Origin of the sequence: Pseudomonas sp. dw_358, assembly GCF_018449655.1 — a bacterium.
Lineage (GTDB): Bacteria > Pseudomonadota > Gammaproteobacteria > Pseudomonadales > Pseudomonadaceae > Aquipseudomonas.
In genome coordinates this window covers 275,638-289,440 of sequence record NZ_JAAVUX010000001.1, presented here as the reverse complement: position 1 = coordinate 289,440, position 13,803 = coordinate 275,638, and the positions used below count along the sequence as shown (strand labels likewise).

General features: G+C 61.3%; 11 protein-coding genes and 1 tRNA gene. 2 read left to right on the top strand and 10 right to left on the bottom strand.

Translation table 11 applies throughout. The features are described from left to right. Positions 1 to 125 precede the first annotated feature (125 nt). The gene (locus HB675_RS01385) at positions 126 to 2,495 is read right to left on the bottom strand and encodes a membrane-bound PQQ-dependent dehydrogenase, glucose/quinate/shikimate family (RefSeq protein ID WP_345945740.1); all 2,370 of its coding nucleotides are present in this window, start codon (positions 2,493 to 2,495) and stop codon (positions 126 to 128) included. A gap of 324 nt (positions 2,496 to 2,819) precedes the next feature. Here HB675_RS01385 and HB675_RS01380 point away from each other — a divergent pair, with 324 nt between their 5' ends. Both HB675_RS01380 and HB675_RS01375 read left to right on the top strand, forming a co-directional pair. Next, positions 2,820 to 3,608, top strand: a complete 789-nt coding sequence (locus tag HB675_RS01380; protein WP_213875294.1) for an SDR family oxidoreductase — start codon at positions 2,820 to 2,822, stop codon at positions 3,606 to 3,608. A gap of 16 nt (positions 3,609 to 3,624) precedes the next feature. Continuing rightward, a complete protein-coding gene (locus HB675_RS01375; RefSeq protein ID WP_213875293.1) occupies positions 3,625 to 4,263 on the top strand; it encodes a TetR family transcriptional regulator in 639 nt (212 codons plus the stop codon). Here HB675_RS01375 and HB675_RS01370 read toward each other — a convergent pair. The 9 genes from HB675_RS01370 to HB675_RS01330 form a co-directional block, all read right to left on the bottom strand. Continuing rightward, positions 4,260 to 6,530 (bottom strand): molybdopterin guanine dinucleotide-containing S/N-oxide reductase, encoded by a 2,271-nt coding sequence (locus HB675_RS01370; protein ID WP_213875292.1) that lies wholly within the window; start codon positions 6,528 to 6,530, stop codon positions 4,260 to 4,262. The genes HB675_RS01375 and HB675_RS01370 overlap by 4 nt on opposite strands. 287 nt (positions 6,531 to 6,817) lie before the next feature. After that, positions 6,818 to 7,918, bottom strand: a complete 1,101-nt coding sequence (gene ychF / locus HB675_RS01365; RefSeq protein WP_213875291.1) for a redox-regulated ATPase YchF — start codon at positions 7,916 to 7,918, stop codon at positions 6,818 to 6,820. A gap of 21 nt (positions 7,919 to 7,939) precedes the next feature. Next, entirely contained in the window at positions 7,940 to 8,524 is a 585-nt protein-coding gene (gene pth / locus HB675_RS01360; protein WP_213875290.1) for an aminoacyl-tRNA hydrolase, read from the bottom strand. 76 nt (positions 8,525 to 8,600) lie between these two features. After that, positions 8,601 to 9,203 carry a 50S ribosomal protein L25/general stress protein Ctc gene (locus tag HB675_RS01355; RefSeq protein WP_213875289.1) on the bottom strand — a complete coding sequence of 201 codons (603 nt, stop codon included), beginning with the start codon at positions 9,201 to 9,203 and terminating at the stop codon, positions 8,601 to 8,603. Positions 9,204 to 9,342: 139 nt separating this feature from the next. Next, complete coding sequence (locus tag HB675_RS01350) at positions 9,343 to 10,284, bottom strand: ribose-phosphate diphosphokinase (RefSeq protein WP_213875288.1); 942 nt, start codon at positions 10,282 to 10,284, stop codon at positions 9,343 to 9,345. Between the two features lie 47 nt (positions 10,285 to 10,331). Beyond that, a tRNA-Gln gene (locus HB675_RS01345) sits at positions 10,332 to 10,406 on the bottom strand. A gap of 34 nt (positions 10,407 to 10,440) precedes the next feature. Beyond that, the gene (ispE, locus tag HB675_RS01340; protein ID WP_218626393.1) at positions 10,441 to 11,244 is read right to left on the bottom strand and encodes a 4-(cytidine 5'-diphospho)-2-C-methyl-D-erythritol kinase; all 804 of its coding nucleotides are present in this window, start codon (positions 11,242 to 11,244) and stop codon (positions 10,441 to 10,443) included. A 70-nt stretch (positions 11,245 to 11,314) separates the two neighbouring features. Beyond that, positions 11,315 to 11,932: a lipoprotein insertase outer membrane protein LolB gene (lolB, locus tag HB675_RS01335; protein WP_213875286.1), complete on the bottom strand. Its 618-nt coding sequence runs from the start codon at positions 11,930 to 11,932 to the stop codon at positions 11,315 to 11,317. Positions 11,933 to 11,936: 4 nt separating this feature from the next. After that, positions 11,937 to 13,664, bottom strand: coding sequence for a tetratricopeptide repeat protein (locus HB675_RS01330; RefSeq protein WP_213875285.1), 1,728 nt, complete (start codon positions 13,662 to 13,664; stop codon positions 11,937 to 11,939). Positions 13,665 to 13,803: the final 139 nt, after the last annotated feature.

Below are 13,803 nucleotides of genomic sequence, written 5' to 3'. Positions count from 1 at the left end.
TTGTCTATCCCGTAAATGAATAATGAAAAGTTGAAGGAAAACCTTCATTTTTGTCAGGGTTGATTCAGTGGCGAAGTGTCTTTTTGTTTATTCAGCGGCGGGGCAATCTCCCCGCCGCTGAATCCTCATTGACGGGCGTTGTCATCCAGGCTGTAGGCGATGACATAGTCGCCGGACTTCGTGCCCAGCCCGCCGTGACCGCCAGCGGCAATCACCACGAACTGTTTGCCGTCGACCGAGTACGACATCGGCGTGGCCTGACCACCGGCCGGCAGGCGATCCTTCCAGACGATCTCGCCAGTGCGTTCATCGAAGGCGCGCAAATAGTTGTCGGCGGTGGCGCCCATGAACACCAGTCCACCCTTGGTTACCATGTTGCCGCCAATATTGAAAATCCCGGTATTGAACGGCAGGTTCGTGTGGGTGCCCAAGGGGCCTGTATCGCGCGTGGTACCGACCGGGTGCTGCCAGACAATCGAACGGCTCTTCAAATCGATGGCGGTCAGCGTGCCCCACGGCGGCGAGTTGCATGGCACGCCGACCGGGTTCAGCCACGGGTGCACGCTGCCCACATACGGCGTGCCGTACTGCGGGGCATACGCGCTCTTGTTGGCGGGTTGGTCACCCTTGCCATCCCAGGCAGGCACCTGTTTCCTGGCGTCGCGTGGAATCAGTTGGATGATGAATGGAATGTAGTTGGAGTTTGCTACAAGGACTTTCTGATTCGGGTCGATGGAAGCACCCATCCAGTCGATGACCCCATCGAACGCAGGGTAGACGATGGTGGGCTTGAGCCCGGGCGGGGTGAACTGGCCCTGGTAGTTATAGGACTTGAATTCGATCCGGCACAGCATCTGATCGAAAGGTGTCGCCCCCCACAGGTGCTTCTCCGTCAGGTCGGCCGGTGTGACCGAAGGCAGACCGGTGGAGTAGGGCTGGGTGGGCGATGTGTAGTCGCCAGCCACCGCCCCTTGGGGCACCGGCTTTTCTTCCACTTTGGCGATGGGCAGGCCGTTGCGCCGGTCCAGCATGAAGAACTCGCCGCGCTTGTTGGTCTGCACCAGAGCGGGGATGCTGCTGCCGGCATTGGCCGGGTCCGGCACATTCACCAGTGACGGGCCGATGGGCAGGTCCATGTCCCACAGGTCATGGTGGGTGGTCTGAAAGTGCCAGCGCTCTTCACCTGTGGCGATATCCAGGGCCACGATGGAGCTGTTGTATTTTTCATCGAACGGCCGCCGATGACCGCCAAAATAGTCCGGAGTCGCGTTACCGAGCGGTAAATACACCAGGCCCAGGTCGGCGTCGGCGGTGTAGACGCCCCAGGCGTTAGGGGTGCCGCGGGTAAGCTCGTCGTTGGGGCCCGGTTTCCAGTTGTGTGGCTCATGCCCGACGTCCCAGGCCCAAGTCAGCGCACCGGTGATAGGGTTGAAGGCGCGGATGGCGCCCGAGGGTTCATGTTCGGCCTGGTTATCCCAGACCCAGCCACCCAGTATCAGCCGGTCATGCAGCACCATGGGCGGCGAAGTGACGAAGTGAAAACCCTTCTGTACGTGGCCCAGGTACTGGGTCAAGGAGATGAAGCCGTGTTCGCCGAAGTCCTCGCAGGGCTTGCCGGTTTCGGCGTTCAGCGCCATCACCCGGGCATCCAGTACGGGTGCGATGATGCGGGTCGGGCAATCGGTGGCAACGCCTTTGGGCGCTTCGTAGTAGGCCACGCCACGGCATGCCAGATAGACGTCGGCATCCGTGTCAGCCTTGGGGTTGAACGACCATTTCTGCTGACCGGTCTTCGCATCCAGCGCTACCACCCAACTGTGCCCAGTGCACACGTACAGGGTGTTGCCCACCTTGGTCGGGGTGTCTTCGAAATTGAATTCGTGACCGGCATCGGTGCCCCCCACGTCTTCTCCAGGACGCATGGTGTCGCCTGTTCGTGCTTGCCAAGCGACTTTCAGGTGGCTGATGTTGCTGGTGTTGATCTGGGCCAGCGGTGAGAAACGGTCGCCCCTGGGGGTGCGGCCGTAGAACTGCCAATCGCTGTCGGCCACCGAAGTGTCATGGTCGTCTGGCGTGTTGGCTTGAGCAGGCAAGGTGCCGTTGATGCCGGGCGACTGCGTCAGCGACAGACCGCCGACGACGATTGCGAACACCACCGCCAGACCCAGCGGCAAGCGGCCCCGTGAAGGCTCACTGCCCAATCGGTTGACCACCCAGGGGAACAGCAGGTAGATGCCCAGGCAGGTCGGTACCAACATTCGCGGCTCCAACTCCCAGCCCCGCAGCCCGACTTCGTACAACGCCCAGATCACCGTACCGGCCAGTACCAGCGCATACAGGTGCAGCGCCCAGCGCCGGCCGAGGAACAAGCCGATCCCGGTGAGGACAATGCCAATGCCCGCCACCAGGTAGTACCAGCTTCCGCCAAGGGTTGCCAGATACACCCCGCCCACAGCCAGCGCCAATCCCGCCAGCAACACCAATACCCCGGTCACCCGGGGCCTCCGCCTGTCGATTGTAGTCAAGGTGAAATCCTCGAAGTGAGCCCAGAGTGATGCCCCGACCTTGCGTCGTCCGTGTCCTGAGGGAGAGGGCTGAATAGTAAGCTTGCTAACAACTCAGGATCATTGACCTACTTTGCCTTGGTATTGGTTCAACTTGTTTTGTGAAAAATCAATGCGGCGTAGGGTCGCGGTCTGTGGGTGCGCCGAAAGTGACCCCTGAAGATAGGCCGAAGGCCAGGTTGACGGATTCCTTTACAAAATGACCGGCAGTCATTTAATGTGCGTGACACACACCGTCACCTCTTGGAGGTCGTCATGCAATCGTTAAAAGGCAAGTGGGCGCTGGTCACCGGCGCGTCCAGCGGTATGGGTCGAGAGTATGCGCACGCGCTGGCCGAGCGTGGCGCCCATCTGGTATTGGTGGCGCGGCGCATCGAGCCGATGGCCGTGCTGGCCAGAGAGATCGAGGCGCGCCATGGTGTGGTCGCCAAGGTGCAGAGCGTCGACTTGAGCGTGGCAGGCGCAGCAGCCAGGCTCAAGGATGAGCTGATGGGGCAGGGCGTCGAGGTGGATGTGCTGATCAACAATGCGGGCATGGGCGTGATCGGCGACTTCCTCGAGCAGACACCGGCCAGCCTGGCCACCATGCTCAACCTCAATGTGCTGGGCCTGACCGAGTTGACCCAGGTGTTCGCGGCATCGATGAAGGCCCGCGGCGGCGGTCATATCCAGTTGTTGGCCAGTGTCGCGGCATTCCAGCCTTGTCCGATGTTTGCGGCCTACGCTGCCAGCAAGGCTTATGTTCTGTCCTTCGGCGAGGCGCTGCACACCGAGCTGGCGCCCTATGGTGTGGTGGTCAGTGTGCTGTCGCCCGGGGTGACCGATACGGAATTCTTCACGGCTGCCGGCAGCGCGCCGAATGCGGCCATGAAGCGCATGATGATGGCGCCGCGGCCTGTGGTGGATGTTGGTCTGGCGGCTCTTTTTCAGGCAAGATCGTCGGTCGTTGCAGGCGCGCTCAATCGCCTGATGGTCTTCAGTAGCCGCTTCTTGTCCCGCCAGTTTCTCTCGCGGGTCAGCTTCAAGGTGGCGCGCAGCCTGTAAAAGGACAGATTAGCGAATGGTTCGACACGCCTTGGACGCGACCGACAAGCATGCCCGGCGCGAATCGATTCTGGCGGCTGCCCGGCAATTATTTCTGGCCGAGCCTGGCAAGCTGCCGTCCGCTGCCCGCATTGCCGAGGCGGCGGGTTTGGCGAAAGGCACGGTTTACCTGTACTTCCTGACCAAGGAAGAGATCTTCATGGCGCTGCTCGATGCCGAGCGCGGCCAGCTGCTGGGGCTGGTCCATGAAGTGTTTGGTGGGGAAGATCGGCCTGCGGCCTTGCGCATCGAGCTGTTTCTGGATCGTTATGTGGAGCACCTGCGCAGCCACCCGCAGATGCTCATGCTCGAAGCACAGGGTTACAGCGTGCTGGAGCGCAACACGGACTTGCAGCGGCTGGTGGACTTCAAGTTGGCGGCCATCTCCAGCCTGAATGCTGCCGGTGCAGTGATCGACACTGCGCTCGAACTGGCACTGGGCCAGGGCACCCGACTGCTGATTCATACCTACTCGATTTCGTTGGGGCTGTGGCAGGCGCTGGACCTGCCGGACAATTGCCGATCACTGCTCGAACGCCCCGACATGGCCATCCTGGCCCTCGATTTCCATGTCGAAGTGCGCGCGGCCCTTGCGCGTTATTGGCGGCCAGACTAGACCCGCTCGGGTGGCTCGAAGGCCGTCACTTCGGGCAACACGCCTCGCCATTTTTCGATCTCCACGTAGGCCGTCTGCGCCGAGCAACCCTGGGAGAGGAGTGAGGAGCGCACATCCTCGGTCACCACATTGGGATTACCGTGCTTTTCCAGGCTGTCGGGCGCGGCCACGTCCTGCGGGTCATACCAGGCACCGGTAGCGATCTGCACCACGCCCGGCTTGATGGCGTCGCTGAGGATGACCCCGGCGAGAAACGCGCCACGCTCGTTGAATACCCGCACCACATCGCCGTCGGCAATGCCCCGCACCTGAGCGTCTTCACGGTTGAGAGTCATGGGTTCGCGCTGCTGGATCTTCGAGGCGCGGCTGTAGCCACCATGATCATACTGGCTGTGCAAGCGGGTTTTCGGCTGGTTGGACAGCAAGTGCAGAGGATGACTGGATGCCGGGCGCGGCAGCCAGACCGGGTGGCCCGGACAGTCGGCGTAGTCGAAACCGGCAATCCGTTCACTGAAAATCTCCAGCTTGCCAGACGGCGTCTGCAGCGGATGGGCCTGAGGGTCAGCGCGAAAGTCGGCGAGCAGCACGGTGTCGGCGTCCGGGTACGCCACCTCGAACAGACCCTTCTGCCAGAACTGCTCGAATTCGGGCAGGGCGATGTCGAAACTCTCGGCCCGGCCACGGGATTCATCATAGATATGGCGAAGCCAGCCGACAGCATCGCGGCCTTCAGTGAAATCCTGGGCGAAGCCAAGCCGCTCGGCCAGGTCGGCCAGAATCGAATAATCATCCCGGGACTCGCCCACCGGCTCGATGACTTTTTTCATGGCGATCATGAAGCGATCGGAGGCAGAACTGCCGATGTCATCACGCTCCAGCGTAGTGGTGGCCGGCAGCACGATGTCCGCGTGTTTGGCCTGGGCGGTCCAGTATTGTTCGTGGACGATGATGGTTTGCGGTCGCTGCCAGGCGGTACGCAGGCGGTTCAGGTCCTGGTGGTGGTGAAAGATGTTGCCACCCGCCCAGTACACCAGCTTGATATGCGGATAACGTTGCTGCTTGCCGTTGTACTCGAAGGGGGTGCCGGGGTTGAGCAGCATGTCGCTGACCCGGGCCACCGGGATGAAGTCCTTGACGGGGTTCACGCCTTGGGAGAAGCGCGGCCCGGAAAACGCCTTGCGCCCGCTCCCCGTGTTGTTCATGCAGCCGTAGCCCAGACCGAAGCCGCCCCCCGGCAGACCGATCTGGCCCAGCAGCGCGGCCAGGGTCACGGTCATCCAGAAGGGCTGTTCGCCGTGCTGGGCGCGCTGTAGCGAGTAGGCAATGTTGATCATGGTGCGCTGGCGGGCCATGCGCCGAGCCAGCTCGATGATCTGCTCGGCCGGCAGGTCGGTGAGTCCGGCGGCCCATTCCGGACTCTTCGGTTGGCCGTCGGTAGCCCCCAGCAGGTAAGGCTTGAAGCGCTCGAAGCCGACGGTGTAGCGCTTGATGAACGCCGGGTCGTACAGGTCTTCGCTGACCAGGACATAGGCGAGAGCGAGCATCAGGGCGGTGTCGCTGCCCGGGCGGACTGCCAGCCATTCGTTATGGCGGGCGCCGGTCAGATCATCGCGCAGCGGGCTGACGTTGACGAAGCGTACGCCGGCTTCGGACATGCGCTCTACGGCTGAGCGGAGCAGGTGATCGCTGGCACCGCCCGGGCTGCACTGGGCATTCTTGGCGGGCAAGCCGCCGAAGGCGACGAACAGTTCGCAGTGTTCGGCCAGATTGCGCCAGGACGTGTGTCCGGCCAGCAGCCAGTCCATGTTGCCGACGATATGCGGCATCAGCACCCGCCCGGCGCCGAGGCTGTAGCTGTCGGTGCTGTAGGTGTACCCGCCCCAGCCATTGAGAAACCGGTGCAACTGGCTTTGCGCGTGGTGAAAGCGCCCGGCACTGCCCCAGCCGTAACTGCCGCCGAAGATCGCCGAATTGCCGTGCTCGCCTTTGACCCGGCGCAGTTCGCTGGCTACCAGCGCCAGGGCTGTTTCCCAAGAGACTTCGACGAAAGGTTCCTGGCCGCGCAGCTCGGGGTGGCTGCCGGTGTTTTCCAGAAAGCTGCGGCGCACGGCGGGTCGCAGGATGCGACTGGGCGAGGTGATGGCCTCCGGCATGCCCAGGCCGATGGGCGAAGGGTCTTTATCCCATTCAACAGGGGTCATGGCTTCCAGCTTGCCATTGACGACCTGCGGGCGGTACGCGCCCCAGTGCAGCGAGGTCACGCTCATGCTTGGTTCACTCCGGGCGAGGTTTTGTCGGCCATAATGCGCAAGCTAGCATTGGTGGTGCGCGGAGGCACGTTAAAGCGTTGGGCAGGAAAAGTGAAATACCGATGTGGCTTAAGCTCATTCTGCGCCGTTTGCACTCGGATGATTGACCATGATCGTGACATCTCCCACAGGGTGCAATGCCAGCCGAAGCGCTTCGGGCATCCCTGGAATGTCCCACGGGTCGACCCCGCCCAGAAACACAAAACCCCCGCAGGGCGGGGGTTTTGTTCATTTCATCAACGTGATCAGACGTTAAAGCGGAAGTGCATCACATCACCATCCTTGACGATGTATTCCTTGCCTTCCAGGCGCCATTTGCCAGCTTCCTTGGTACCGGCTTCGCCGTTGTACTGGATGAAGTCGTTGTAGGCGATAACTTCGGCGCGGATGAAGCCTTTTTCGAAGTCGGTATGGATCACCCCGGCGGCCTGTGGCCCGGTGGCACCGACCTTGACGGTCCAGGCGCGGACTTCTTCGACGCCGGCGGTGAAGTAGGTCTGCAGGTTGAGCAGGTCGTAGCCGGCGCGGATCACGCGGTTCAGGCCGGGTTCTTCAAAGCCCAGGGCTTCGAGGAACATGTCCTTCTCTTCGCCGTCGTCGAGCTCGGCGATCTCGGCTTCGATCTTGTTGCACACCGGCACCACGATGGCGCCTTCTTCTTCGGCAATGGCCCGCACCACGTCCAGCAGCGGGTTGTTGTCGAAACCGTCTTCGGCGACGTTGGCGATGTACATCACCGGCTTGCTGGTCAGCAGATGGAAGCCGCGGATCACGGTCTTTTCATCGGTGCCCATGTTTTTCATCAGGCTGCGGGCCGGCTTGCCGAGGGTGAAGTGGGCGATCAGCTGCTCGAGCAGGCCTTTCTGCACCACTGCATCCTTGTCGCCACCCTTGGCGTTGCGCGCGACTTTCTGCAGTTGCTTCTCGCAACTGTCGAGGTCGGCGAAAATCAGCTCCAGGTCGATGATCTCGATGTCGCGCTTGGGGTCGACGCTGTTGGCGACGTGAATCACGTTCTCGTCTTCGAAACAGCGCACCACATGCGCGATGGCGTCGGTTTCACGGATGTTGGCCAGAAATTTGTTGCCCAGGCCCTCGCCCTTGGAGGCGCCCGCCACGAGGCCGGCAATGTCGACGAACTCCATGGTGGTCGGCATGATGCGCTTGGGCTTGACGATGGCGGCCAGAGCTTCCAGGCGCGGGTCCGGCATCGGCACGATTCCGCTGTTGGGCTCGATGGTGCAGAACGGGAAGTTTTCCGCCGCGATACCGGATTTGGTCAGCGCATTGAACAAGGTGGACTTGCCGACGTTGGGCAGGCCGACGATACCGCAGTTGAATCCCATGATGCTTGCCTCGTTGTGGGGTCAGGCCTTTTGGCTGTGCAGGTTTTTCATCGCGCGATTCCACTCGCCGGCGAAGATATCCGGCAGCACGCCGAGGGCATAATCGATACTGGTGTCCAATAATTCCTGCTCGGCGCGCGGCGCGCGGCCCAGCACGAAGTTGGACACCTGGCTGGCGACACCCGGGTGGCCGATGCCAAGCCGCAGGCGGTGAAAGCCATTGTTGTTGCCCAGCTGCGCGATGATGTCGCGCAAGCCGTTGTGCCCACCGTGCCCGCCGCCCACTTTGAGCTTGGCCACGCCCGGAGGCAAATCCAGTTCGTCGTGGGCCACCAGAATCGCTTCCGGAGGTATCCGGTAGAAATTCGCCAAGGCCGCGACAGCCTGGCCACTGCGGTTCATGTAGGTGGTGGGGATCAGCAGACGAACATCACTGCCCTGGTGGCTGAATTTTGCCACCAGGCCGAAATATTTACGCTCGGCTACCAGGTTTACACGCTGGAGCGAGGCGATGCGTTCAACGAAAAGAGCCCCTGCGTTATGCCGGGTCTGTTCGTATTCGGGGCCAGGATTACCTAGACCCACGATCAGTTGTATGGCGGTCACGAGGGGCTCTTTCCTTACAGTTGGTGGCAGGGCAGGGCGAGAATTCTCGCACAAGCCCGGCCTCCAGCGTACCGAATTACTCGGCAGCGCCTTCTGCGGTTTCTTCTGGAGCGATGCGCGGCAGGTGAACGTTGGCCACGGCCAGATCGTTACCGTGAGCCAGAGCCACGAACTCGACGCCTTTAGGGGCGGTCAGGTCGGACAAGTGCACGATGGTGCCGACTTCAGCGTTGGCCAGGTCGACTTCGATGAACTCAGGCAGGTCTTTCGGCAGGCAGGTCACTTCCAGCTCGGTCTCGGTGTGCGAGATCTCGCCGCCTTTCTTCACTGCAGCTTCCTGGTTCAGGAAGTGGATCGGCACGATAGCGGTCAGTTTCTGGCCGGCAACGACGCGGACGAAGTCAGCGTGCATGACGTGGCCTTTGGCTGGGTGGCGCTGCAGGGCCTTGATCAGGACGTTCTGCTTGGTGCCGCCAACGTTCAGTTCGATCACGTGGCTGAAAGCCGCTTCGTTTTCGAGCAGTTTGGCAACTTCCTTGGCCAGCATGCTGATGGACTCAGGGGCTTTTTCGCCACCGTAGACAACAGCTGGAACCAGGCTGGCGAGACGACGCAGGCGGCGGCTCGCACCTTTCCCCAGGTCGGAACGCGCTTCTGCATTCAGGGTAAAATCGTTCATGTTGAATCTCCAGGATAACCACGTTCACCCGGCGGTTGCGACCGCCGCCAAGGCGACATGGGCAAAAAAGCCCCGCCCCGACAGGATTGTCGGGGCGGGGCGCTTTACGTCAACGGATGTGCTGCACAGGGCAAAGCCCTCAGCGGAACATCGCGCTGATCGATTCTTCGTTGCTGATACGGCGAACCGCTTCAGCCACTACCGGTGCGATATCCAGTTGACGGATACGCGGGCAGGCTTGAGCCGCAGCGGACAACGGGATGGTGTTGGTCACCACCAGTTCGTCCAGCACGGAATTCTCGATGTTCTCGATGGCACGGCCCGACAGAACCGGGTGCGTGCAATAGGCGAACACCTTGGCGGCACCATGCTCTTTCAGGGCTTTCGCCGCGTGGCACAGGGTGCCAGCGGTGTCGACCATGTCATCGACCAGGATACAGGTACGCCCTTCGACGTCGCCGATGATATGCATCACTTCAGAGTGATTGGCTTTCTCGCGGCGCTTGTCGATGATCCCGAGATCGACACCCAGAGACTTGGCTACGGCCCGTGCACGCACGACGCCGCCAATGTCGGGGGACACGATCATCAGGTTTTCGAAGCGTTGATCTTCGATGTCGTCCACCAGTACGGGCGAGCCGTAGATGTTGTCGACCGGAATATCGAAGAACCCCTGGATCTGGTCAGCATGCAGATCGACCGTGAGAACACGGTCGATCCCGACCACGGTCAGCATGTCGGCCACGACTTTCGCGCTGATTGCCACACGGGCAGAGCGCGGACGACGGTCCTGACGGGCATAACCGAAATAAGGGATTACAGCAGTGATACGAGTTGCCGAGGAGCGACGGAAGGCATCAGCCATCACGACGAGTTCCATCAGGTTATCGTTGGTCGGAGCACACGTCGGCTGAATGATGAAGACGTCTTTACCGCGGACGTTTTCATTGATCTCAGCGGTGATCTCGCCGTCGGAAAATTTGCCGACAGAAATGTCACCGAGTGGGATATGCAGCTGACGCACGACGCGCCGAGCCAGATCGGGGTTAGCGTTCCCCGTAAAGACCATCATCTTGGACACGCGCAGTACCTGCCGGCTGAGGGTATACCTGGATGAGTATAGGAAAATGGCAGGGGCGGCTGGATTCGAACCAACGCATGGCAGGATCAAAACCTGCTGCCTTACCGCTTGGCGACGCCCCTGTAACTGAAACTACGAATGCCGGGCATTCGATTCTTAGAACAGACTTTGCAGCTTGCGATGCAACATCGAAACGTTGCTTCCCTTTGCCACGAACCCTGTAAGGGTCTCTGCAAGAAGGTGCGAAACTCTATCAGCTTCCGCTTTGCTTGGGAAGGCCCCAAACACACAACTTCCAGTTCCTGTGAGCTTTGCTTCAGTGAATTTACCCAGTAAATTCAATGCGTTACGTACCTCTGGGTAACGACGCTCGACTACAGGTTGGCAGTCATTACGACTGTTTCCCTCGAGAACGGGGCGCACTTTAATGGGGGGCGAGTCACGTGTCAACAACGGATCGGAAAAAATTTCCACTGTGCTGACAGAGACTTGAGGCACCAGCACCAGGTACCACGGCTCTTCCGGGTCCACAGGCGTCAGTTTTTCACCCACGCCTTCGGCAAACGCCGCATGGCCGCGGACGAAGACTGGAACGTCGGCGCCCAGGGTCAGGCCCAGTTCCGCCAGCAGGTCTTCGTCCCATCCCAGTTGCCACAAGTGGTTCAGGGCCACCAGCGTGGTAGCGGCATCGGAGCTGCCGCCACCGATGCCGCCGCCCATGGGCAGCACTTTCTTGAGCCAGATATCCACGCCCAGCGGCGTGCGGGCCAGCTGTTGCAGGCGGCGCGCGGCCTTGACGATCAAGTTGCTTTCGTTGGGCACGCCGTCGATGGGCGTACACAAGTTGATTTCACCGTCGTCGCGCAGGGCGAATTCCAGTTCGTCCCCGTAGTCGAGGAACTGAAACAGCGTTTGCAGTTCGTGATAGCCGTCTTCGCGGCGACCCAGAATATGCAACATCAAGTTGAGCTTGGCCGGGGCGGGCAGGGTCAGGCGAGGAGAATTCACAGGTCTGTGTCCTTAATACGCGTCACTGGCCCAGCCGGCGCGGCTGCCAGTCCTTGACCACCAGGGTCACATCGAGGTCGGGGCCGTGCAGTTTGATTCGCTCGGGCAGCGCATAGCCCCCCTGTTCGGTGTAGCTGAGGTATTCCACGGTCCAGTCGTCCTGCACCAGGGTGGCCAGGTGGCTGTTGCCGTCCAGGGTCAGGCGGCTCTTACTCTCAGGTGCTGGCAGGCCGCGCACCCACCACACCAGATTGGACACTGGCAGCCGCCAGCCCAGTTGATCCTGGAGCAGGGATTCGGGGCTGTCGGCGTCGAATTTGCCTTGGCCGGCCACTTCCAGGCTGACCTTGCCCGGTCGCCCGGTCAGACGCGCCGCGCCACGGCCCAGCGGGCCGGACAGGCGGATGTCGTAGTAGTCCTGGCGTTGCAACCAATAGAGGGTGCCGCTGCCCGAGTCCTTGGGCGCTCGAATGCCGACCTTTCCGTTGATCTCCCAGCCGTCAAGCTGGGTCAGCTGTGCTTTATGGGCGCTCCATTGCTGGGCGTTGCCCTGGCCCTGGACGGCCTCGCGGGAACCAATGCCGGCACAGCCGGCGAGCAGAACGATGAAACTGAGCAATACAAGGTTACGCAAAGACATAAGGTTACAGGTTCTCGGATCCGGTGACGCGCAGCACGGTGCTGCGAAGAACAGGGCTGTCGGGCTGGTCCTTGAGGAACTTGGCCCAGACTTGTTTTGCTTCGCGTTGCTTGCCGTTGGCCCAGAGCACTTCGCCCAGGTGGGCGGCCACCTCCTGATCGGGGAAACGGTCCAGGGCCTGACGCAGCAAGCCTTCGGCGGCATCGAGGTTGCCCAGGCGGAAGTTGACCCAGCCCAGGCTGTCGAGCACCGCCGGATCATCCGGGGTCAAGCGGTGGGCTTTTTCGATCAGTGCCTTGGCTTCGGCGTAGCGCGTGGTGCGGTCAGACAGCGTATAGCCCAGGGCATTGAGCGCCATGGCGTTGTCCGGTTCGCGCTGGATGATCGCCCGCAGGTCTTTTTCCATTTGCTGCAGGTCATCGCGTTTTTCGGCGAGCATGGCCCGGGTGTAGAGCAGGTTCAGGTCATCGGGGTACTGCTGCAATGCTTTTTTCAGCACGGCCCAGGCCTGATCGTTCTTGTCGTTGTTGACCAGCGTCTCGGCTTCGATCAGATACAGCTGGATCGCGTAGTCAGGCTCGTTGTCGCGGGCTTCGGCCAGCGCCTTGGAGGCCTCGTCCGCCTTGCCGTTGGACACCAGAATATCGGTCTGGCGCAGCTGTGCGGCAAGGAAATCGCTGCCGGGGCCGACCTGGCCATATTCGTTGAGCGCGCCCTGCGGGTCGTTGCGTTCTTCGGCAATGCGGCCCAGGTTCAGGTGTGCGGAGTCGACGTGGGCGCCGCGGTCTACCAGCTCATGCAGGTAGGTGGCCGCTTCGTCCCAGGCTTTGGCTTCCAGGCATACCAAGGCCAGGGAATAGCGCAGTTCGTCGTCGTCCGGGTACTGCTGCACCAGGCTGGCGAACTGCACTTTGGCGTCGGTCATGCGGTTCTGTTCCACCAGCGTGCGGGCGTAGGTCAGGCGCAGACGCTTGTCGTCCGGGTATTTCTTGATGTTTTTTTCCAGCAGCGGTATCGCTTCATTGCCACGGTTGAGTGCGCTAAGGATGCGGGCGTGCAGAAGGATGGGCGCGATCTCGCCGTCCTGGGGTGGGTTGTCCTGCAGCAGCTTGAGGGCTTCGTCGGGCTTGCCATCCTGCTGCAGCAGCAGGGCCTTGCCGAAGATCAGCTGGCCGTTTTTCGGGTATTTGGCCAACAGCCGATCGAAACTCTGCAGCAGGCCACGCCGGGTGTTCTGGTCTGTGTCGGCTGCGGACAGGGCGAGGAAGTCGAAATGCGTATCGCCCTGAGCCTGAAGGACTTTTTCCATGTACACCATGGATTCGTCATAGCGCCCGTTGCGCGCCAATTGGATGGCAGCAGCGCGCTGTGCATCGAGATTGCCCGGGGCGTTCTTGGCCCACAGCAGCGAAGCCTCAAGCGCCGACGGGTCGGCGCCGACATATTCGGCAATATGGAAAGCGCGCTCGGCCACACCGGCGTCCTGGGTCTGGATCGCCTGGGTCATGTAGTTGTCCAGCGCCACGTCGAAACGGTTGCGCTGGCCCGCAAGCTCCGCCGTCAGCAGGCTGAAGGTGGTTTCTTCGCTCAGTGAACCATAGACCGGTGGCTTGGCCACGGCGGGTGGTGCAGGTGATGCGGCAGGTGGCGTCGCCTGCGTGTGGTTTCCAGGCCAGGCCTGGCAGCCATTGAGCAAGGCAAAGGCGAGGAGCAATGCGGGAGTTCTATTCATATAGGGATTTGGCGGCTTACCTGCGGTCGGATCATCATGACACAAGCCGATGGGCAAAACCCACCAGTGATGGCTCATCTCGGCGCTGACTATTAGGACAATAGAGTGCGGTGGTTGTTCTCGTCCTGTCGAAGTAGGA